Here is a 21,222-nt window from a genome sequence, read left to right on the forward strand (position 1 = left end):
ACTTCCTATGCAACCGGGGGCTCTAGCAGAAGGCCATAAATACCCGAATCGGACAACTCGCCGGCAACGCACCAACGCGCACGCAATGTGCCTTCCAGCACAAAGCCCTGGCGCTCCAGAGTGCGTGCCGAACCTTGGTTGCGCGGGTCGATCTCGCCTTCCAGGCGGCGCATGTGCAGGGTGTGGGCGAGGTAATCGATGAAGCAGGTCAGTGCTTCGTCCATGTAACCCCTGCCCTGCACCGCGCTGGCCAGGCAGTAGCCGATTTCACCACGGCGAGAGACATCGTCGATATTGAACAGCTGGACCATACCGATCAGTTCGCCGTTGTCACGGCGGTACATGCCAAGCTTGAGCTGGTCACCATTGGCATAGGCTTCGCGGTCGGCGGCCAGGGCGCTTTCGGCTTCGGCCAGGTCTTGCCAAGGTGCATGGTGCCAATAGCGCATGACCTCGGGGTCGGCCATGATCGCCAGCCATTGCGCGGCATCGGCATGGCGCATGGGGCGCAATTGCAGACGCGGGCTGTCGAGGCAGAGGTCACTGGGGAAACTGCGGGGTGGGGTCACGCCGGATCTCCTGTCCATTGCTGGGGAGATGACAGTTTAACGTCAAGCGATCGGTTCAAGCATCCCGGGGCTGCTGCGCAGCCCTATCGCCGGCAAGCCAGGCTCCCACAGGTACACCACAGGCCAGGAGCCTTGCACTATACCTGTGGGAGCCTGGCTTGCCGGCGATGGGCCGCAAAGCGGCCCCAAAAATCGTTCAGGCGCCCCGATTCAAGCCCATTTCCATGTCATTGATCAGCGCCTTGGCCATGGCACTGAGAATGCGCGCCGCGCTGCCAGCGATCTTGTCGCCCTCCATCTCGGCCTCTTCGTTCAAATGCTTGATACAGCCGATCAGCACCGACAATTCATCGAATGCCAGATCAAGCGGTACACCCGGCTCTATCCGGTACAGCTCAAGGAATTTCTCCGCACCTACGGTGGTGCGGGATTTGAGGTGGTCGCTCATGCCTGGGCCTCCTGCGCCTTTATGTGGGCTAACAAGGCGTGCAACAGGGCAGTTTGCGTCGACATGTTTTCGAGAAGGGTGGAACGCAGGTCCGGGGCTTCTGCGTCGAGGTATTGGAGGATGGTGTTGGAGAGAATGTCCATGACCTGGGTAGCCTGGGACTTCGCGGCTTGGTAAGTAAGGTCTGTAACGGGTGGATCAGGTACAAGTTTTTTCATAGTCATCTCGGAAATATTTTCAGAGGCAACCACTCGCATCCTTCTCACAGATAAGGTGGCAGCCGTACGCGAGGTGAGAAGACCAGTGTCCGAGGCACCGGCCAGACCGAAGTCTGCACGCGCACGGCTGCCATAACTGGCAAGCCATCTCGAAACACCGGGCTTCTCACACCCGATCGCCAATTGTGACGACGCCGAAACGTTATCTCTGAGGTAGCTACTTGCCTATCAGACGGCATCCGACTTAGGCCGTAGGATAATTCCTAATCCCTGGCAACCTGAAGCATTTGGTTGCAGGTTCAGAATCTTCTTACAGCTGATGGCCCTTTCGCGGGTAAACCCGCTCCTACAGGGTACGGTGATACCTGTAGGAGCGGGTTTACCCGCGAAAGGGCCGGTACAGGCTAACGAAATACGATCAGGCCACCTCAGCCCCATCATCCGGCCAATGCGGCTCGTTGGCCCCGGGCGGGGTCAGTGGTGGCAGGCCATACGCCGCCCGCGCATCGTCGCAGCTGGGGTTATGCACCCCACCCTCCCACGACGCCTCGAACTCGCGGCAGGGGCTGGAACGGTTGGCGTAGATGGTGCAAGCCACTTCCTGGCCGATCTCGCCCTGCAGGCTGATGCAGCGGCAGGGTTTGGCATCGGTGCCGATCATGGCAACACGGGTGGGGTTGATCTGTACCACCAGGTCGTCCGGCACAAGGCCCCCGGCGGACTGGCATTCGCCCCAGAAAAAGGACACACGGAAGTACCCGCAGCAGGCGCCGCAGTCAAGGCAAGGGTTGTATTCGGACATGATGGCACGGAGGGAAGGTTGTTGTTATCGGGGCTGGCCCGCGGCGCCATTTTCAATCCAAGCCGGGGCGGCTGGATAGAGGGGAATGCAAAAAATATTTGCCGCTGATCCGGCAATTGAACACGGGCGACCAACGACTTCCCCGGCCGCCCATTCAAGTCAGCGTAATGCCTTGTAGGTGTTGACATCCCAGCGCTGCTGGCCAAGGCCCTCGGTCGGCTCATAGCCATCACCACACACCTTGCTGAAGTGAATGCAGGTCTCGCCGCAATACACCAAGCGGTCGTCATCTTCGCCCTCGGTAAGTACGGTATACGACTCGCTACGCATGGCCTTGTAACTCCCTTCGGCAGCGGCCATGACCATGTGATATCGCATCAACTGCTCGTCGCTCAGGAACAGGCGCCTGTCCAGTTGCACACCCCAGCGGGTCAGGCAGACCTCGGCAAAATGACGAACGATCAATCCCGGCTCCGCCAGTACCTTGCCATCACTCGCACCGTCGATGGAGGCGTTGCCCACCAGCGTGGCGTGGCGGCCTGGTATCGGGTAGATGCATATCCGTGTACCCGGTTCGACCGAAGGGATCACGCAGGCAAAGCCTTTGGATCGCTCGTCCCGCGAATAGAAACCCACATACTCGCGGACATTGCCCGCCAAGGTTACCCGCTGGCTTTGCAGGTTACCGATGCCCGGCACCGGGTCGATGGCGAAGATATTCACGGGTATGTCCCGCAATACAGGGTCCTGCGCCATGGCGTTGGCCAGCATGTGGCAACTGATCCCTCCCCTGCTCCAACCCACCAGGTTCACCTGGGTCGGCAAGCGCGGCTTGCGGAACAGGTTGATGATGCGCTCTTGCAGCTCCTGTGGCGTCGGGTGGCGTTCGCCGTAGTCATAGGTGCGCCAGAACCAGGAAGCTGTAGAGGTGGCATCCGGGATCGGAACCGCGGCCTCCTTCAGCCGCTCGTATTCTTCCTCGCTCAGCTTGGTGCGCTGCCAGCTGCTTTCGCCCTTGATCACCTTCAGCACATGGTTGACGTTCTCTTCCCAGCCGCTGCCGAACAACTGGCCGCTCCAGTTGAAATAACCACCGGGCTCGACGAACAGATTGTCATCCTGGAGGTTGCCGCTGCCGGGGCCGTCAACGGCAATCCAGTGAGCGAACTCGCGGCCCTGGTCATTGCTGGCCAGGGTCGAGACCAGCTCACCATTCCAGAAGTTGGGGTTGGCATCGTCGAAGCGGTGGGAGCCGGTGCCGCAGAAATAGGCGGTGAAGACACTCATCTTTCGGGTCTCTGAAGTGAGAAATGAGTGCAGAAAAATAGTTATCTGGGTAGCTGTAGAGCAGTAGGAAAGTGCTCCTACAGGTACGGCGCAGGCCGTGCGGCATGTGCCGTACCTGTAGACATGGGGGCTTACTTACGAGTCAGGCCATCAGCCCGGAACATCTGCCGGATCCCGCGAATCGCCTGGCGAATACGATCCTGGTTCTCGATCAGGGCAAAACGCACATGGTCATCACCATAATCACCAAAACCGATCCCCGGCGACACACAAACCTTGGCTTCGGCCAGCAGTTTCTTGGAAAACTCCAGCGAGCCCAGGTGCGCATACTCCGGCGGGATCTTCGCCCATACGTACATCGAAGCCTTGGGGTTCTCGACCATCCAGCCCAGCTCGTGCAGCCCTTTCACCAGCAGGTTGCGGCGCTGGCGGTATTGCTCGGCAATGTCTCGTACGCACTGCTGGTCGCCTTCCAGTGCTGCAATGGCAGCCACCTGCAGCGGGGTGAAGGTGCCGTAGTCGTGGTAGCTCTTGATCCGCGCCAAGGCACTGACCAACTCGGGGTTGCCGACCATGAAGCCGATCCGCCAGCCAGCCATGTTGTAGCTCTTGGACAGGGTGAAGAACTCCACCGCGATGTCCTTGGCCCCCGGCACCTGCATGATCGACGGGGCCTTCCAGCCATCGTAGACGATGTCGGCATAGGCCAGGTCATGGACCACCAGCACGCCATACTGCTTGGCCAGGGCCACCACGCGCTCGAAGAAGTCCAGCTCCACGCACTGAGCGGTGGGGTTGGACGGGAAGCCGAGGATCATCATCTTCGGCTTGGGGATCGACTCGCGGATGGCCCGCTCGAGTTCGTTGAAAAAGTCCACGCCCGGCACCAGCGGTACCGAACGCACCTGGGCACCGGCGATCACCGCCCCGTAGATATGGATCGGGTAGCTGGGGTTGGGCACCAGCACTGTGTCGCCCTGGTCGAGGGTAGCCAGCATCAGGTGCGCCAGGCCTTCCTTCGAGCCGATGGTGACGATGGCTTCGCTTTCCGGGTCGATGTCGACCTCGTAGCGTTCCTTGTACCAGTTGGAGATGGCCCGACGCAGGCGCGGGATGCCGCGAGAGGTGGAGTAGCCGTGGGTATCTTCACGCTGGGCGACCTGCACCAGCTTCTCGACGATGTGCGGCGGGGTGGCGCCATCGGGGTTGCCCATGCTCAGGTCGATGATGTCCTCGCCACGGCGGCGGGCGGCCATCTTGAGCTCGGCAGTGATGTTGAAGACGTAAGGGGGCAGACGATCGATGCGCGCAAAGCGGCGCGGCGAACCTGGGTTGGCCATGGCTTCCTCTGAGTACGTAAGCGCCCGGAACCGTCCGAGCGACGCTGGCCGATGTGGCGGCCTGAATCAGAAGATAGTGCCGATACAGGATACCTGTAAAGGACAATTTCCTGTTTTCATAGATCTTTTCAGATGTATTTTTTGAAAATAAGAAATTTATATTCTGCTGTGCCGGCCTTGTTCGCGGGCGAGCCCGCGAACAAGGCCGGCACAGAAAAACGCCCATAAAAAACCCCGGCACAGTGGCCGGGGTTTTTCGTGAAACAGGCAGCAGTATCAGCGTGCGTATGTCATCAGCACTTCCGCAGCGGTCTGGCTGTCCACACCCATCATCACGCTCAGGGCAGTGACGGTGAGGATGGAGAAGCCGAACACCTTGCGTGCCCACTTGCTGTCGTCCTCGGCCTTGTAGCCAGCCCAGGCCATGTACAGCCAGTACAGGCCCATGGCTGCTGCCACGGCCAGATAGCCGAGGCCGGCGTAACCGCCGAGGGTAAGCATCAGGGTTGCGAGCACGAAAGCCAGCACGTACAGCACGATCTGCTTCTTCGCCGCGAGGATGCCACGTGCCACCGGCAGGACCGGAATGTTGGCAGCGCTGTAATCCTTGAAGCGGAAGATCGCGATGGCGAAGCTGTGCGGCATCTGCCACAGGCTGAACATCACCAGCAGGGTAAATGCAGCCAGGTCGAAGCTGTTGCTCACGGCGCAATAGCCGATCACCGGAGGCATGGCACCAGACAGGCTGCCGACCAAGGTGCCGTGCACCGATTTACGCTTCAGCCACAGGCTGTAGAAACCGACGTAGACGATGAAGCCGATCAGCGCACAGAACGCCGACAGCGGGTTGGCCTGGACATACAGCAGGCTGAAACCCGCCACCCCGAGCAGGGTGGCGTAGATCAGCGCGAGGGGCAGCGACATGCCGCCCTGGACCATGACGCGGTTCTTGGTGCGCTCCATCTTGTGGTCGATGTCACGGTCGATGCAGTTGTTGAACACGCATCCGGACGCAACCACCAGCGAAGTACCGATCACCACCGCCAGGAACAGGGCGAAATCCACATGGCCCTTCGAGGCAAGGAAGAAACCGCCTGCCACGGAAAGCACGTTACCGAAAATGATCCCCGGTTTGGTGATTTGGATAAAGTGCTTAACGGACATGCAGTCTTACCTCACTTGGCCAACATTTCGAAGTGGATGCTGAACATGATCCACAGCGACAGGCCGACAAGCAGAGCGATCACCAGGGTGGTGAACAGGAACGTCGAAACGTTGTTGCGTTGCTCTTTCGAGCGGTCCATGTGCAGGAAGTACACGAGGTGCACTACTACCTGGATCACGGCCATGGCAACAATGATCAGAACGGTCAGGTTCTTCGGCAGGCTTGGCGACATGGCCAGGCCGAACGGGATCGCAGTCAGGATGATCGACAGGATGAAGCCGATCATGTACGACTTGACGCTGCCGTGGTTACCTTCGTGATGAGTGTCGTGTGCGTTAGCCATTACAGAACTCCCAGCAGGTAGACGACGGTGAATACGCAGATCCAGACCACGTCCAGGAAGTGCCAGAACAGGCTCAGGCAGCTCATGCGGGTCTTGGCGGTCGGCGTGATGCCGTGCTTGTTGATCTGGTACATCATGATTGCCATCCAGATCAGGCCGGCGGTCACGTGCAGACCGTGGGTACCTACCAGGGCGAAGAAGCCCGACAGGAAACCACTGCGGTTCGGGCCGTAGCCCTCGGCGATCAGGTGATGGAATTCGTAGATTTCCATCGCGATGAAGCCTGCACCGAACAGGAAGGTCACAGCCAACCAGCCCAGTACGCCAGCTTTCTTGCCGTCGAACATCTTCAGCATGGCGAAGCCGAAGGTGATCGAGGACAGCAGCAGGAACAGCGTTTCAACAGCTACGAAATCGAGCTGGAAGATGTCATGACCCGACGGGCCGCCGGCAAAACTGCCGGACAGCACCGCGTAGGTGGCGAAGAGCGACGCAAACAGGATGCAGTCGGTCATCAGGTACAGCCAGAAACCGAGTACGGTCATCTGGCCCGAGTCGTGGTGGTGGTCGTCATGCCCATGGTCGTGACCATGAGCAGCACCGTGCATTACTTGACTGGACATTGATTACACCCGCTCAAACGATTCGACACGTGCGCCGGCAGGCAGAGCACCTGCTTTGGCCAGCGCTTTCATGCGCTCGCCTTCGATGCGCGCCACTTCTTCGGCCGGAACCATGTAGCCCTGGTCGTCACGCGCAGCGTGGCGAACGAAGACAGCGATGGTTGCAACCAGGCTCGCGCCAACCAGCCACCAGATGTGCCAGATGAAGGCGAAGCCGAAGACGGTCAGGAACAGGCCCATGAACAAACCGGTGGAGGTGTTGCTCGGCATGTGGATCGCTTCGTACTTGGCCGCAGGCTTGTAGGCAACACCGGCTTCCTTGGCTTCGTGCCAGGCGTCCAGACCAACCTTCTCAGGCATGTGGGCGAAGTTGTAGAACGGAGGTGGCGACGAAGTCGACCATTCCAGGGTACGGCCGCCCCATGGGTCGCCGGTCACGTCCAGGTTCTGGTTGCGGTCGCGAACCGATACGTACAGCTGGATCAGCTGGCAGGCGATACCGAACAGGATCAGCACGGCGCCGACAACGGCTACGTACAGGTAGGGTTCCCACAGTGGGTTGTCGGAGTGGTTCAGACGACGAGTCATGCCCATGAAGCCCAGGGCGTACAGCGGCATGAACGCTACGTAGAAGCCCGAGATCCAGAACCAGAAGGCAGCCTTGCCCCACTTCTCGTTCAGGGTGAAACCAAAGGCTTTCGGGAACCAGTAGGCGAAGCCGGCGATGTAGCCGAATACCGCACCACCGATGATCACGTTGTGGAAGTGAGCAATTACGAACAGGCTGTTGTGCAGCACGAAGTCAGCACCTGGAACAGCCAGCAGAACACCAGTCATGCCACCGATGGAGAAGGTGATCATGAAGCCCAGGGTCCACATGATCGGCGCGGTGAAGCGCAGACGGCCCTGGTAGATGGTGAACAGCCAGTTGAACAGCTTCACACCGGTCGGAATGGAGATCAGCATCGTCGCCAGGCCGAAGAAGGTGTTGACGCTGGCGCCGGCACCCATGGTGAAGAAGTGGTGCAGCCATACAGCGAAGCCCAGCACGGCGATGGCGCCCGATGCGTAGATCATCGAGTGGTGGCCGAACAGACGCTTGCCTGCGAAGGTGGAGGTAACTTCCGAGAACACACCGAAGGCCGGCAGGATCAGGATGTAAACCTCAGGGTGACCCCACGCCCAGAACAGGTTGACGTACATCATCGGGTTCCCACCAAGCTCGTTGGTGAAGATGTGGAAGTCCAGATAACGGTCAACAGTCAGCAGAGCGAGTGCAGCGGTCAGGATCGGGAAGGAAGCCACGATCAGCACGTTGGCCCAGGTGCAGGTCCAGGTGAAGATCGGCATGTCCATCAGTTTCATGCCAGGTGCGCGCATCTTCATCACGGTGACGAGGAAGTTCACGCCGGTAAGCGTCGTACCCAGGCCTGAGAGCTGTAGCGCCCAGATGTAGTAGTCGACACCCACCCCAGGGCTGTACTGAATGCCCGCGAGCGGCGGATAGGCAACCCAGCCGGTCTTGGCGAATTCACCAACGCCCAGCGAGATGTTGACCAGCAGCACGCCTGCCAGCAGCAGGTAGAAGCTCAGGGAGTTCAGGAACGGGAAGGCAACGTCACGTGCACCGATCTGCAGAGGAACCGCCAGGTTCATCAGGCCGGTGAAGAACGGCATCGCCATGAAGATGATCATGATCACACCGTGAGCGGTGAAGATCTGGTCATAGTGTTCAGGCGGCAGGTAGCCTTCGGAGCCACCGGTAGCGGCAGCCAGCTGGGTACGCATCATGATGGCGTCGGCAAAGCCGCGCAGCAGCATGACCATCGCGACGATGATGTACATCACCCCGATTTTCTTGTGGTCGACAGTCGTCAACCACTCGCTCCACAAGTAGGTCCACTTGCGGAAGTAGGTGATAGCACCGACGACAGCGATACCACCGAGCGCGATCATGGCAAGCGTCACCATGACTATCGGCTCGTGATAGGGTATCGCCTCCAGGCTTAGTTTACCGAACATCTCTTACTCCTCTGCACCGGCAGCTGGTTGCATACTCGATTCCACACCCTTGGTAGTGGCCAGATCTTTGCTGCCTGCTTCTTCGTGGCTCGGACGACCGCGGTTCATGCCTTCGTACTTGTCGACGATCAGCTGGAACTGGTCAGGCGAAGCCTCGCTATACAGCGCGACTGGGTTGTTTTCGCTTGGTTTGGCCAAGGCGTCGTATTCGGCCTTGTCCAGCTTCTTCGGCGACTGCTTGACCTCGGCGACCCACTTGTCGAAGTCTTCCTGAGAGGTGGCAGTAGCCTTGAATTTCATGCCGGTGAAGCCAGCACCGCTGTAGTTGGCGCTGATACCGTCGAACTCGCCGTTTTCGTTGGCGATCAGGTGCAGCTTGGTGGTCATGCCGGCCATGGCGTAGATCTGGCCGCCCAGGCCCGGGATGAAGAACGAGTTCATCACGGCGTCGGAAGTGACGCGGAAGTTGACCGGAGTGTTAGCCGGGAAGACGATCTTGTTGACCGTGGCAATGCCCTGCTCCGGGTAGATGAACAGCCATTTCCAGTCCAGTGCGACCACGTCGATCTGCACCGGCTTCACATCGGAATCCAGCGGACGGTACGGGTCCAGCTTGTGGGTGGAGTGGTAGGTGAAGTAGCCCAGGGCGATGATGATCAGGATCGGGATGATCCACACCGCGGCTTCGATCTTGGTCGAGTGCGACCAGTCGGGGGTGTAGGTGGCAGCCTTGTTGGAAGCACGGTACTTCCAGGCGAAAACCACGGTCATGATAATGACAGGAATCACCACCAGCAGCATCAGGCCGGTAGCGATCAGGATCAGGTTCTTTTGCTCAATGCCGACCTGACCTTTCGGGTCGAGCAGGGTCCAGTTGCACCCACTGAGTAAAAGCATGCCTAAAAAGGGCAATATGCCAAACAGTCTGGGGTAACGCTTTTTACTCATCTCACGACCTCTAGATCAGCTTGCTTCAATGCAATTTGTGTTTTGGTAGCCAGCACTTCGTCCTGCCAAGTGAGGCATTTCGCGCCCGAACTCGCTCCTGCCCGGGGTCCGACTGCAGGACCTTGGCGTCAAGCGGGTTAGCGGTGCTTATGGTTTCGTAGGCAACAGGCCTGTACTTCAGACCAAGTCCATTTGGTGCGGGAAAACGCGGAGGGGGATCCGCCCGGTATCGCCGTTGGGCGAAACTTGACGAAGTCAGCAAAAAGGAGCGCTGAGGCTTCCTTCAATCCTGCGACTCGCAAGCAGTGCCGAACGGAAATTGGGGGCGATTGTAGATAGGTCGCCAACCCTTGACTATGACTTATTGAGCAACAGTCCTTTACAGAATCTGCAACAATACCGCTCAAAAATTCAACTTCGCGACAGTTTGTCGCACCCCGCTTGATAGGCCCCAAAGCCGCATTCTGCAAGGCCTCCGGGTTGATCTGGATCAAGCGGTGAGCGAATTTCCCCTCTTCTCATGCGGCGTAAAAGACCACATGCCATTCGGTACTTTTGTCTAAGCCTGGCGTCGGTTGCGATAGATCCCGAGCGGAACCAGTACAGCCGTAAGGACGAACGCCACCAGTGCCCATTGCGCCAGCGACAGACCGAGGATCGGCGGGTACGGCGTGCTGCAGAAGCCGTCGACCTGGAACACCAGCGGCCAGAGCTTGGCCAGCGGCAGGTCGTCCACGATCGGCTGCAAGGTGTCGATGCCGCAACTGACCATGGGGTTGGCGAGTATATACACATGGTTGCCGGCCGCAACGATTCCGCCGATGGCGCTGAGCACCACCAGTGCCTCGAAGAAGGTGAGGCTACGGCGCCCGGGCATGGCCGCAGCGATGAAGGCGAACACGGCGATGAACAACAGCGCATAACGTTGCAGGATGCACAGCGGGCATGGTGCCTCGCCCAGGACTATCTGCATGTAGAGGGCGCCACCGATCAGCGAAATGCAGATCAGGCCCAACAGTACCAGAAAGCGCCGTTCCCGATTCAGGCGCGATGTTTGTTCGTTCATTGCCGGTTCCTTCGATGGATAGTGGCAGCGTGATCTGCCTGCCTGGCGCAATTCTACACGCTGGGCAGGACCTTTGACGTGCCGAGGAAGCGGCGTGATAACGCTGCGCGGGGCTATCCGGTGTGGCTGAGACCGGCCGCAACGACGTCGGTTCAACGCCGTGCGGCAAAAAAGCGGCTGACCGGGTGCCGCGCAGGAGCAAGCCCCTCGACACCCGGGAGTGAAGGATACCGTGATTAAAGGAGGATTAAAGATGAAAGCTGCGCAGCCGCTTTCATCTCTCCTTTATATATAGGCAGGAAGGTGAAGTGTGGCCCAGCGGCTGGGATGAATACGATGTAAGCCTGTACCGGCCTCTTCGCGGGTAAACCCGCTCCCACAGGGATCGCGCAGGCATTGAAATCTGCGCGATCCCTGTGGGGGCTGGTTTGTTGAAAACCACTAAATTTCCCACAGATCCCCACAAGGTTTGAAACCTGTGCGGTCCCTGTGGGAGCGGGTTTACCCGCGAAGAGGCCAGTGCAGGCGCTACATCACTCCAGCGCAGCCGCCGGCCCGAAGAACTCGTAGCGGCTCTGCTGCTCTGGCACACCCAAGCCCTTCAGCTGGCGCTTGACCGCAGCCATGAAGCCCTTGGGGCCGAGGAAGTAGGCATCCACGTCTCGCTCTTGCGGCAGCCACTCGGCCAGCAAGTCCTCGCTCAGCAGGCCCACGGCATCAGCCGCGGCATCATCATGCGGTTCGGCATAGCAGTAGAAGCGCTTGAGCTGTGGGTGACGCTCGGCCAGCTCGTCGATCCAGGCGCGGAACGCATGCACGGCGCCGTTACGGGCGCAGTGAATGAAATGCACCTCACGCTGGGTTTGCAACGCCGCCTGCAACATTGGCAGGGTCGGAGTAATACCCACGCCACCGCTGATCAGCACCAGCGGCTTGTCGCTCGCCGCCAGGGTGAAATCGCCAGCCGGCGGGAACAGCTGCAGGGTATCGCCCACCGCCAGCACATCGTGCAGGTAGTTGGAGACCTTGCCACCCGCCTCGCGCTTGACGCTGATGCGGTATTCCTTGCCGTCGCACAGTGCCGACAGGGAGTAGTTGCGGCGCTGCTCGGCGCCGTCGATGTCCAGCTTCAGGCCGATGTACTGGCCAGGCTCGGCCTTGAGCACCGGTTTGCCATCCACCGGGGCAAAGTAGAACGAAACGATTTCGCTGCTTTCCTGCTCACGGCGCACCAGGCGGAATTCGCGGGTGCCGCGCCAGCCGCCTTCGGCTTCTTCCTTCTGTTTATAGAGGTTCTCTTCCGCGCCGATCAGGATGTCGGCCAACTGGCCATAGGCCGCGCCCCAGGCGTCGATCACGGCGGGAGTGGCGATTTCCTTGCCCAGCACTTCTTCGATGGCGCGCAGCAGGCAGCTGCCGACGATCGGGTAGTGCTCCGGCAGAATCTGCAGGGCGACGTGCTTGTTGATGATCTGGCCGACAAGGCCGCCAAGCTGCTCCAGCTGGTCGATGTGGCGGGCATACATCAATACCCCGTTGGCCAGGGCGCGCGGTTGGTCACCGCTGGCCTGGTGGGCCTGGTTGAACAGCGGGCGCACTTGCGGGTACTCGCTGAGCATCATCTTGTAGAAGTGGGTGGTCAGCGCTTCGCCGCCGCTTTCCAGCAGGGGGACAGTGGCCTTGATGATTGCACGTTGTTCGGCATTGAGCATTGCAACAACTCCTGAGCCTGTGGCTTCAAATGACTGCCCGAGCTATTACACCAATCATGCCAACTCTTATCTCCAGCAAAATCAGGGGTTTGACACAGGTCATGTCAAAACGACCCACCTCGACGTATAGTCATATCGACCCACAGGAGTCCATATGACCACGAAGCCCCTGCTCACCACCCTGCTGCCCCTGGTCAGCGACCTTTCCCGCGACCTGCCCGACCAGGAACGCTATCGCCGCCTGCTGCAGGCCATGCGTGGGTTGCTGCCCTGCGATGCCGCCGCGCTGCTGCGCCTGGACGGCGAATGGCTGGTGCCGCTGGCAGTGGACGGCCTGAGCCCCGATACCTTGGGCCGGCGCTTCCGAGTCAGCGAGCATCCACGCTTCCAGATCCTGCTAAGCAGCCGGGAACCCACCCGCTTCGCCAGCGACTCCGAGCTACCCGACCCTTACGACGGCCTGGTCAACGCCCCTGATGCCAACCTGGAAGTACATGACTGCATGGGTTGCCCGTTGATGGTCGACGAGCGCCCTTGGGGCCTGGTCACCCTCGATGCCCTGACCCCCGGGCAGTTCCAGAGCCTGGAGCTGGGCGCTCTGCAGGCCTTCGCCAGCCTTGCCGCCGCCACGGTAACCGTGGCCGAGCGCATCGAGCACCTGGCCCTGCGCGCGGAAGACGAACACCACCGCGCGGAAATCTACCGCCAGGCCAGCGGCCAGGACAAAGAGCTGATTGGCCAGAGCCCCGCGCACAAGCGCCTGGTCGAGGAAATCCGCCTGGTCGGTGGCAGTGACCTGACCGTACTGATAACCGGTGAGACCGGCGTCGGCAAGGAGTTGGTGGCCCAGGCCCTGCACCAGGCCAGCAACCGCGCTGACAAGCCGTTGGTCAGCCTCAACTGCGCCGCCCTGCCTGACACCCTGGTGGAAAGCGAACTGTTCGGCCATGTACGCGGAGCCTTCACCGGCGCCCATGGCGAGCGCCGCGGCAAGTTCGAGCTCGCCAACGGCGGCACACTGTTCCTCGACGAAGTCGGTGAACTGCCACTGACGGTGCAGGCCAAATTGTTGCGCGTACTGCAGAGCGGCCAGTTGCAACGCCTGGGCTCGGATCGCGAACACCGGGTGGATGTGCGCCTGATCGCAGCCACCAATCGCGACCTGGCAGCAGAGGTGCGTATTGGCAACTTCCGCGCCGACTTCTACCACCGCCTCAGCGTATACCCGCTGCACGTTCCGCCGTTGCGCGAACGTGGGCGGGATGTGCTGCTACTGGCTGGCTACTTCCTCGAACAGAACCGTTCGCGCCTGGGCCTGAACAGCCTGCGCCTGAGCAGCGAAGCCCAGGCCGCGCTGCTGGCCTACGACTGGCCAGGCAACGTACGTGAACTGGAACATCTGATCGGCCGCTCGGCGCTCAAGGCGCTGGGCCAACATTCCGACAGGCCACGCATCCTCACCCTGGAAGCCATCGACCTGGACCTGCGCGCAACCGCAACGCCCGGCACCCCGCCCTCCCCTGCTGTGCCCTTGCCGGCGGCACCGCTACCCGAAGGGGGCCTGCGCGAAGCCGTCGACGACTACCAGCGCCAGCTGATCGAGGCCTGCCTGCAGCGGCACCAGGAAAACTGGGCAGCGGCTGCCCGGGAACTCGGCCTGGACCGCGCCAACCTTAGCCGCCTGGCCCGTCGGCTGGGGCTGCGCTGAGTTGGAATCCTGGGGGCGCTTTGCGCCCCATCGCGACACAAGGCCGCTCCTACAAGGGACCGCGCCCCCCCCTGTAGGAGCGGCCTTGTGTCGCGATGGGCTGCAAAGCAGCCCCACAATCCCCACACCCGCTAAAGCCCGACCAAACCAGGCCGATAACCGGTTATTCCCCTGTTCCCCACGAAGGTCACCATGGCCACGCAAAATGCCCGCGCGGACTCGCTGTCCCTGCTGCTGTTCACCCTGCGCAGCGGCAAGTTGATGGCAATCAACCTGCTCAAGGTCAGCGAGATAATCCCCTGCCCACCGTTGACCAAGCTGCCCGAATCGCACCCCCACGTGAAGGGCGTGGCAACCCTGCGCGGCAATTCGCTGTCGGTCATCGACCTGTCCCGCGCCATTGGCGAACGGCCGCTGGCCGACCCTGACGGCGGCTGCCTGATCGTCACCGAGATCAGCCGCTCGCGCCAGGGCCTGCATGTGCAGGCGGTCAGCCGCATCGTGCATTGCCTGAGCACCGACATCAAACCACCCCCTTATGGCTCGGGCAGCCGCTCGTTCATCACCGGCGTGACCAGGGTCGACAACACTCTGGTGCAGGTGCTGGACATCGAAAAAGTCATCCACGCCATCGCCCCGCCGGTGCCCGAACCGCATCACGCCACCCTGAGCGAGGAAGACGCCAGCCTGCTGGCCGCCGCCAATATCCTGGTGGTGGACGACAGCCAGGTAGCCCTGCAACAGTCGGTGCACACCCTGCGCAACCTCGGCGTCGAATGCCATACCGCGCGCAGCGCCAAGGACGCCATCAACGTGTTGCTGGAGCTGCAGGGCACCGCGCAGGAAATCAACGTGATCGTCTCCGACATCGAAATGAGCGAAATGGACGGCTACGCGTTCACACGCACCCTGCGCGAAACCCCCGACTTCCAGCACCTGTACATACTGCTGCACACCTCGCTGGACAGCGCGATGAGCAGTGAAAAGGCGACCCAGGCCGGGGCCAATGCCATCCTCACCAAGTTTTCCTCGCCAGAGCTGACCGATTGTCTGGTGGTGGCGGCGCGCGCCGTGGTGTTCGCCGAGCGCTGATATATTCGGAGACAAACTCCCCGGCTTGCCGTCGGGGTCGAGTCGGGCATAATTCGCCCCCCTCGCAAGTAACTTGCCGGAATCCGTATGAAGTTTTTCAGCTCTATCCTGATCAGTTTCGCCCTCTTCAGCGGTATCGCCCAGGCCTCCAGCAGCCAGGCCTGGAACGAGCAGCGCCAGCAGATGCTCAAGTCTTGCCTGGCCGCCAGCCAGTTCAAGGATGCTCACGCCCGCAGCAAGCCCGCCGAGTTCGATGACCAGGTCGGCATGAGTGCCCTGCTGATCGAAGGCGTCTACCCCCAGAAGCACATGCAGCAGCGTACCGGCACCGAGCTGTGCCTGTACGACCGCCAGCACCAGCGCGCCTTCGTCAGCGAGTGGAGCCCGGAGGTCAAGTGACCGACAGCCTGCGTTTCGCCTGTACCGGCTGCGGCAAGTGCTGTACCGGCCACCACGTGCCCTTGACCCTGGCCGAAGCGCGCCGCTGGGCGGACAACGACGGCCAGGTGGTGGTACTGATCGAAGCCTTCGTGGCGGACGGCCGTGGCATGCCGGTAGAGCAGCGTGATCATGTGCTGCGTCGCTCCCATCCCGTACCCTGCGGCGACAGCGAGGTACGCGTCTCGGTGACCTTTGCCGCCTTCAACCCCGGGCGCTGCCGCAACCTCGACGACAACGACCTGTGCACCATCTATGACCAACGGCCGCTGGTCTGTCGCATCTACCCGGTGGAAATAAACCCGCATATCCCGCTGCGGCCAGGCAGCAAGGACTGCCCGCCGGAAGCCTGGCAACAGGGGCCGGAGCTGATTCACGGCAGGCAACTGGTCGATGCCGGGCTGGAGGCGCTGGTGCAGGCCTCGCGCCAGGCCGACCGCGATGACATCGCCGCCAAGGTGGCGGTGTGCCAGGCGCTGGGCATGACCACCAGTGCGCTCAAGGGCAACGGATTTACTGCCTACCTGCCTGACATGGGGGCCTTCCGCGCGGGTCTGGCGCAGGTACCGGAGGCTGGCCTGGCACAGTGGACCCTGCACGTGGAGGACGCGGCGCTGGTGGCGAGCTTGCAGGAACATGGTTTGCGCACCACCAATGAGCCCCCGGTGTATTACGCTTTCATCAGCTTCTAGCTATGCCTCGGCGGGGGCAACCGCCTTGCACAGCAACCAAAGCCTGCCGCGGTCCCTGTGGGAGATTACCCAGCCCTTTTGGGCTGCGCTGTCGCGCAGAGAACAAATATCGCTCGTCTGACGCGGCCTTTGTAGGAGCAGCCTTGTGCTGCGAAGAGGCCGGTACAAGCAACAGACAGGCTTTGTCAGTACCGGCCTCTTCGCAGCACAAGGCTGCTCCTACAGAACCTCGCCGAACCAATGAGTCATGTGTTGTTCTATGAGAGCGGGCGTGCCCGCGAACACCGGCACAGCCGTTGCCATCCACCGCGTTGCATTCTTCGCGGGCATGCCCGCTCCCACAGGGGTCGCAGTTCGCATGCCAGATGTGTGATGGAGGCGCAGGCAATTCTGACAGCGCTGTCAGCCAGCGGTCACGCTGCCGACCCGGTTCGGGGGCTATAAGATTGAATACAGCCACTTCCCTCCCCTATGGCCAAGGTGCCCGCACCGATGCGACGTCCGTCCCGCCCTGTCATCCTCGCCGCCCTGGCGCTCATGGTCCTGGCGGTAGCGGGCCTCTGGTTCGGCCAGCGCCAGCCAGCACCTGCCACCCGCGCGCAAACCGCCATCCCGGTGCGCGTGGTCAGCGTCGTCCAGCAGAACGTGCCGCGCTATGCCAGCGCCATCGGCTCGGTGCTGTCGCTGCACAGCGTCGAGGTGCGCCCGCAAGTGGAGGGGGTACTGACCCAGGTGCTGGTCAAGGAAGGCCAGTGGGTGAAGGAAGGTGACCTGCTGGCCACCCTCGACGATCGCGCCATCCGCGCCAACCTCGACCAGGCCCGTGCCGAACTTGGCCAGAGCCAGGCGCAGATCCAGGTAGCCAACGTCGACCTGCAGCGCTACCGCCTGCTGAGTACCGACAACGGCGTTTCGAAGCAGACTCTCGACCAGCAGCAGGCCCTGGTCAACCGCCTGCAAGCCACGGTCAAGGGCAACCAGGCGGCCATCGCCAATGCCGAGGTGCAGCTGTCGTACACGCAGATCCGCTCGCCAGTGACCGGCCGGGTGGGCATTCGCAACGTCGACCCCGGCAACCTGGTGCGCACCAGCGATACCCGCAGCCTGTTCAGCGTCACCCAGATCGACCCGATCGCCGTCGAATTCGCCCTGCCGCAGCAAATGCTGCCAACCCTCCAAAGCCTGCTGAAGGCGCCCACCCCGGCACTGGTGCAGGCCTACATGGATGCCGACGGCGAACGCAGCCTGCTGGGTGAAGGCCACCTGGCACTGATCGACAACCAGATCTCCGCCACCACCGGTACCGTGCGGGTAAAGGCCGAGTTCGACAACAAGGACGGTCACCTGTGGCCCGGCCAGTTGGTCACCATCCGCCTACGCACCGCAGTGGAAGAAAACGCCCTGGTAGTGCCGCCCCCGGTGGTACAGCGCGGCGTCGACGGGCACTTCGTCTACCGCCTGGACGGTGACAAGGTCACCAGCGTGCCGGTCAAGGTGCTGTACCAGGACAGCGGGCTGAACATCATTGCCGGGGTCAAGCCGGGCGAGCGCCTGGTGCTCGATGGCCAGTCGCGACTCAAGCCAGGTTCGCGGGTCGAGGTGGCCCCCGATGCCCCCGCGCCGTCGGAAATGGCCGACCGGCGGAGCCAGCCATGAACACGCGCAACGGCGTTTCGGCCTGGTGCATCGACCACCCCATCGCCACCCTCCTGCTGACCTTCGCCCTGGTGCTGCTGGGGGCCATCGCCTTCCCGCGCCTGCCGGTGGCACCACTGCCGGAAGCCGACTTCCCGACCATCCAGGTCACCGCCCAGCTGCCCGGCGCCAGCCCGGAAACCATGGCCTCGTCAGTGGCCACGCCGCTGGAAGTGCAGTTCAGCGCCATCCCCGGCATGACCCAGATGACCAGCAGCAGCGCACTGGGCTCGACCAACCTGATCCTGCAGTTCACGCTCGACAAGAACATCGACACCGCCGCCCAGGAAGTGCAGGCGGCCATCAACACCGCCACCGCGCGCCTGCCGCAAGACCTGCCCAACCCGCCGACCTGGCGCAAGGTCAACCCGGCCGACAGCCCGGTGCTGGTGCTGACGGTCAGCTCCAGCCAGATGCCTGGCAACGACCTCAGCGACTACGCCGAAACCCTGCTCGCGCGCCAGCTGAGCCAGATCGACGGGGTCGGCCTGATCAACATCACCGGGCAACTGCGCCCGGCGATCCGCGTGCAGGCGCAACCCGAGAAACTGGCCGCCATCGGCCTGACACTGGCTGACTTGCGCCAGGCCATCCAGCAGACCAGCCTGAACCTGGCCAAGGGCGCGCTGTACGGCGAACACAGCGTTTCGACCATCGCCGCCAACGACCAGTTGTTCCATCCCGACGACTACGCCCAGCTGATCGTCTCCTACCGTGACGGTGCACCAGTGCACCTGAGGGACGTGGCAAAGGTGATCAATGGCGCCGAGAACGCCTACGTCAAAGCCTGGTCCGGCGACCAGCCCGGGTTGAACCTGGTGATTTTCCGCCAGCCTGGCGCCAACATCGTCGATACCGTGGACCGGGTACTGGCTGCCCTGCCCAAGCTGCAGGAGATGCTGCCAGCCTCGGTCGAAGTGTCGGTGCTGCAGGACCGCACCCAGACCATCCGTGCCTCGCTGCATGAAGTGGAGCTGACCCTGATGATCGCCGTGGCCTTGGTGATCGGGGTGATGGCGCTGTTCCTGCGACAGTGGTCGGCGACCATGGTGGTGTCCAGCGTGCTTGGCGTATCGCTGATCGCCAGTTGCGCGCTGATGTACATCTTCGGCTTCAGCCTGAACAACCTGACCCTGGTGGCCATCGTCATCTCGGTGGGCTTCGTGGTCGACGATGCCATCGTCGTGGTGGAAAACATCCACCGTCACCTGGAGGCCGGCGACGACAGCCGCACGGCAGCGCTCAAGGGCGCCGGGGAAATCGGCTTCACCGTGGTGTCGATCAGTTTCTCGCTGATCGCCGCGTTCATCCCGCTGCTGTTCATGGGCGGCGTGGTCGGCCGGCTGTTCAAGGAGTTCGCCCTTACCGCCACTGCCACCATCCTGATTTCGGTGGTGGTCTCGCTGACCCTGGCGCCAACCCTGTGCGCACTGTTCATGCGCCGCCCGCCCGGAGAGCACAAGGGCGGCTTCGGCGAGCGGCTGGTCAGGTGGTACGAAAAGGGCCTGGACCGCGCCCTCGCCCACCAGCGTCTGACGCTCGGCGTGTTTGGCCTGACCCTGGCCCTGGCGGTGGCCGGTTACGTGGGTATTCCAAAGGGCTTTTTCCCGCTGCAGGACACCGGCTTCATCCTTGGCACCAGCGAGGCGGCGGCGGATGTGTCGTACCCGTCGATGATCGAGAAGCACAAGGCGCTGGCCAAAATCATCGAGGCCGACCCGGCGGTGCGCGCGTTCTCCCACTCGGTGGGCGTCACCGGCAGCAACCAGACCATCGCCAACGGCCGCTTCTGGATCGCCCTCAAGCCCCGTGGCGAACGCGATGTGTCGGCCAGCGAACTGATCGACCGGCTGCGGCCCAAACTGGCCCAGGTGCCAGGCATCGTCCTGTACATGCGTGCAGGCCAGGACATCAACCTTAGCTCCGGCCCGTCGCGTACCCAGTACCAGTACGTGCTCAAGAGCAACGACGGCATGGCACTGAACCTGTGGACCCAGCGCCTGACCGAGCGCCTGCGGGAAAACCCGGCGTTCCGCGACCTGTCCAACGACCTGCAACTGGGCGCCAGCGTCACCCGCATCGATATCGACCGCCAGGCCGCGGCACGTTTCGGCCTGACCACCACCGACGTCGACCAGGCGTTGTACGACGCCTTCGGCCAGCGGCAGATCAGTGAATTCCAGACCGAGACCAACCAGTACAAGGTGATCCTCGAACTGGATGCCCGCCAGCGCGGCAAGGCCGAAAGCCTCAACTACTTCTACCTGCGCTCGCCGCTGACCAACGAGATGGTGCCGCTGTCGGCAGTAGCCCATGTAGCGCCGCCCAGCACCGGGCCGCTGTCGATCAGCCACGATGGCCTGTTCCCGGCGGCCAACCTGTCGTTCAACCTGGCCCCGGGCGTGGCCCTGGGCGATGCGGTGACCATCCTCGAGCGCACCCAGCGCGAGCTCGGCATGCCCGACTCCATCAGCGGCAACTTCCAGGGCGCGGCCCAGGCCTTCCAGAGTTCGCTGTCGAGCCAGCCGTGGCTGATCCTGGCAGCGCTGGTGGCGGTGTACATCATCCTCGGCGTGCTGTACGAAAGCTTCGTCCACCCGCTGACGATCATCTCCACCCTGCCCTCGGCCGGCCTCGGCGCGCTGATCCTGTTGTGGGCCTTGGGCCAGGACTTCAGCATCATGGGGCTGATCGGCGTGGTGCTTCTGATCGGTATCGTCAAGAAAAACGGCATCCTGCTGATCGACTTCGCCCTGGAGGCCCAACGCCGCCAGGGCTTGACCCCGGAGCAGGCGATCCACCAGGCCTGCCTGACGCGCTTCCGGCCGATCATCATGACCACCCTGGCCGCCTTGCTCGGCGCGGTGCCGCTGATGTTCGGCTTCGGCACCGGTTCCGAACTGCGCCAGCCACTGGGCATCGCCGTGGTTGGTGGCCTGCTGGTGAGCCAGGCGCTGACGCTGTTCACCACCCCGGTCATATACTTGGCCCTGGAGCGCCTGTTCCACCGCCGCCAGGCCGCCCGTGCGGCGGCGCCCAGTGCCAGTTAGGACA

At 62.1% G+C, this 21,222-nt stretch carries 19 protein-coding genes; 6 read left to right on the forward strand and 13 right to left on the reverse strand.

What is annotated here, in order from left to right; genetic code table 11:
- Positions 1 to 5: 5 nt before the first annotated feature.
- From IMX18_RS20190 to hmpA, 13 genes are all read right to left on the reverse strand, one after another.
- Positions 6 to 569 (reverse strand): GNAT family N-acetyltransferase, encoded by a 564-nt coding sequence (locus IMX18_RS20190; protein WP_012270565.1) that lies wholly within the window; start codon positions 567 to 569, stop codon positions 6 to 8.
- 196 nt (positions 570 to 765) lie between these two features.
- Entirely contained in the window at positions 766 to 1,017 is a 252-nt protein-coding gene (locus IMX18_RS20195) for a DUF3077 domain-containing protein (protein ID WP_015268995.1), read from the reverse strand.
- The gene (locus IMX18_RS28115; protein WP_013970985.1) at positions 1,014 to 1,268 is read right to left on the reverse strand and encodes a hypothetical protein; all 255 of its coding nucleotides are present in this window, start codon (positions 1,266 to 1,268) and stop codon (positions 1,014 to 1,016) included. The genes IMX18_RS20195 and IMX18_RS28115 overlap by 4 nt, the downstream gene beginning before the upstream one ends.
- A gap of 385 nt (positions 1,269 to 1,653) precedes the next feature.
- On the reverse strand, positions 1,654 to 2,037 hold the full coding sequence (locus IMX18_RS20205; protein ID WP_003259127.1) for a YkgJ family cysteine cluster protein: 384 nt from the start codon (positions 2,035 to 2,037) through the stop codon (positions 1,654 to 1,656).
- Positions 2,038 to 2,196: 159 nt separating this feature from the next.
- On the reverse strand, positions 2,197 to 3,324 hold the full coding sequence (locus IMX18_RS20210; protein ID WP_100413255.1) for a PH domain-containing protein: 1,128 nt from the start codon (positions 3,322 to 3,324) through the stop codon (positions 2,197 to 2,199).
- Positions 3,325 to 3,455: 131 nt separating this feature from the next.
- A complete protein-coding gene (alaC, locus tag IMX18_RS20215; RefSeq protein ID WP_013970982.1) occupies positions 3,456 to 4,664 on the reverse strand; it encodes an alanine transaminase in 1,209 nt (402 codons plus the stop codon).
- 276 nt (positions 4,665 to 4,940) lie between these two features.
- Complete coding sequence (gene cyoE, locus IMX18_RS20220; RefSeq protein ID WP_100413254.1) at positions 4,941 to 5,828, reverse strand: heme o synthase; 888 nt, start codon at positions 5,826 to 5,828, stop codon at positions 4,941 to 4,943.
- Positions 5,829 to 5,839: 11 nt separating this feature from the next.
- Positions 5,840 to 6,172, reverse strand: a complete 333-nt coding sequence (gene cyoD, locus IMX18_RS20225; RefSeq protein WP_003259128.1) for a cytochrome o ubiquinol oxidase subunit IV — start codon at positions 6,170 to 6,172, stop codon at positions 5,840 to 5,842.
- Positions 6,172 to 6,795 (reverse strand): cytochrome o ubiquinol oxidase subunit III, encoded by a 624-nt coding sequence (cyoC, locus tag IMX18_RS20230; protein WP_023661242.1) that lies wholly within the window; start codon positions 6,793 to 6,795, stop codon positions 6,172 to 6,174. Before cyoC ends, cyoD begins: the two co-directional genes overlap by 1 nt.
- A gap of 3 nt (positions 6,796 to 6,798) precedes the next feature.
- A complete protein-coding gene (gene cyoB, locus IMX18_RS20235) occupies positions 6,799 to 8,817 on the reverse strand; it encodes a cytochrome o ubiquinol oxidase subunit I (protein ID WP_013970980.1) in 2,019 nt (672 codons plus the stop codon).
- 3 nt (positions 8,818 to 8,820) lie between these two features.
- Positions 8,821 to 9,765 (reverse strand): ubiquinol oxidase subunit II, encoded by a 945-nt coding sequence (gene cyoA / locus IMX18_RS20240; RefSeq protein WP_015268993.1) that lies wholly within the window; start codon positions 9,763 to 9,765, stop codon positions 8,821 to 8,823.
- 559 nt (positions 9,766 to 10,324) lie between these two features.
- Positions 10,325 to 10,831: a disulfide bond formation protein B gene (locus IMX18_RS20245; protein ID WP_039613829.1), complete on the reverse strand. Its 507-nt coding sequence runs from the start codon at positions 10,829 to 10,831 to the stop codon at positions 10,325 to 10,327.
- A 533-nt stretch (positions 10,832 to 11,364) separates the two neighbouring features.
- Positions 11,365 to 12,543, reverse strand: a complete 1,179-nt coding sequence (gene hmpA, locus IMX18_RS20250) for an NO-inducible flavohemoprotein (RefSeq protein WP_100413253.1) — start codon at positions 12,541 to 12,543, stop codon at positions 11,365 to 11,367.
- A 154-nt stretch (positions 12,544 to 12,697) separates the two neighbouring features.
- On the opposite strand from hmpA, the gene norR reads away from it, so the two are divergent.
- The 6 genes from norR (at position 12,698) to IMX18_RS20280 (ending at position 21,218) form a co-directional block, all read left to right on the forward strand.
- On the forward strand, positions 12,698 to 14,251 hold the full coding sequence (gene norR, locus IMX18_RS20255; RefSeq protein ID WP_100413252.1) for a nitric oxide reductase transcriptional regulator NorR: 1,554 nt from the start codon (positions 12,698 to 12,700) through the stop codon (positions 14,249 to 14,251).
- A 192-nt stretch (positions 14,252 to 14,443) separates the two neighbouring features.
- Positions 14,444 to 15,343: a chemotaxis protein gene (locus tag IMX18_RS20260; RefSeq protein WP_015268990.1), complete on the forward strand. Its 900-nt coding sequence runs from the start codon at positions 14,444 to 14,446 to the stop codon at positions 15,341 to 15,343.
- 87 nt (positions 15,344 to 15,430) lie between these two features.
- Positions 15,431 to 15,742 carry a hypothetical protein gene (locus IMX18_RS20265; protein ID WP_015268989.1) on the forward strand — a complete coding sequence of 104 codons (312 nt, stop codon included), beginning with the start codon at positions 15,431 to 15,433 and terminating at the stop codon, positions 15,740 to 15,742.
- Positions 15,739 to 16,473, forward strand: a complete 735-nt coding sequence (locus tag IMX18_RS20270) for a YkgJ family cysteine cluster protein (RefSeq protein ID WP_015268988.1) — start codon at positions 15,739 to 15,741, stop codon at positions 16,471 to 16,473. The genes IMX18_RS20265 and IMX18_RS20270 overlap by 4 nt, the downstream gene beginning before the upstream one ends.
- Before the next feature lie 492 nt (positions 16,474 to 16,965).
- A complete protein-coding gene (locus IMX18_RS20275) occupies positions 16,966 to 18,129 on the forward strand; it encodes an efflux RND transporter periplasmic adaptor subunit (RefSeq protein WP_096009903.1) in 1,164 nt (387 codons plus the stop codon).
- Positions 18,126 to 21,218 (forward strand): multidrug efflux RND transporter permease subunit, encoded by a 3,093-nt coding sequence (locus IMX18_RS20280; RefSeq protein WP_085720791.1) that lies wholly within the window; start codon positions 18,126 to 18,128, stop codon positions 21,216 to 21,218. Before IMX18_RS20275 ends, IMX18_RS20280 begins: the two co-directional genes overlap by 4 nt.
- The last annotated feature ends 4 nt before the right edge of the window (positions 21,219 to 21,222 follow it).

The organism is Pseudomonas shirazica (genome assembly GCF_015168335.1).
Lineage (GTDB): Bacteria > Pseudomonadota > Gammaproteobacteria > Pseudomonadales > Pseudomonadaceae > Aquipseudomonas > Aquipseudomonas asiatica.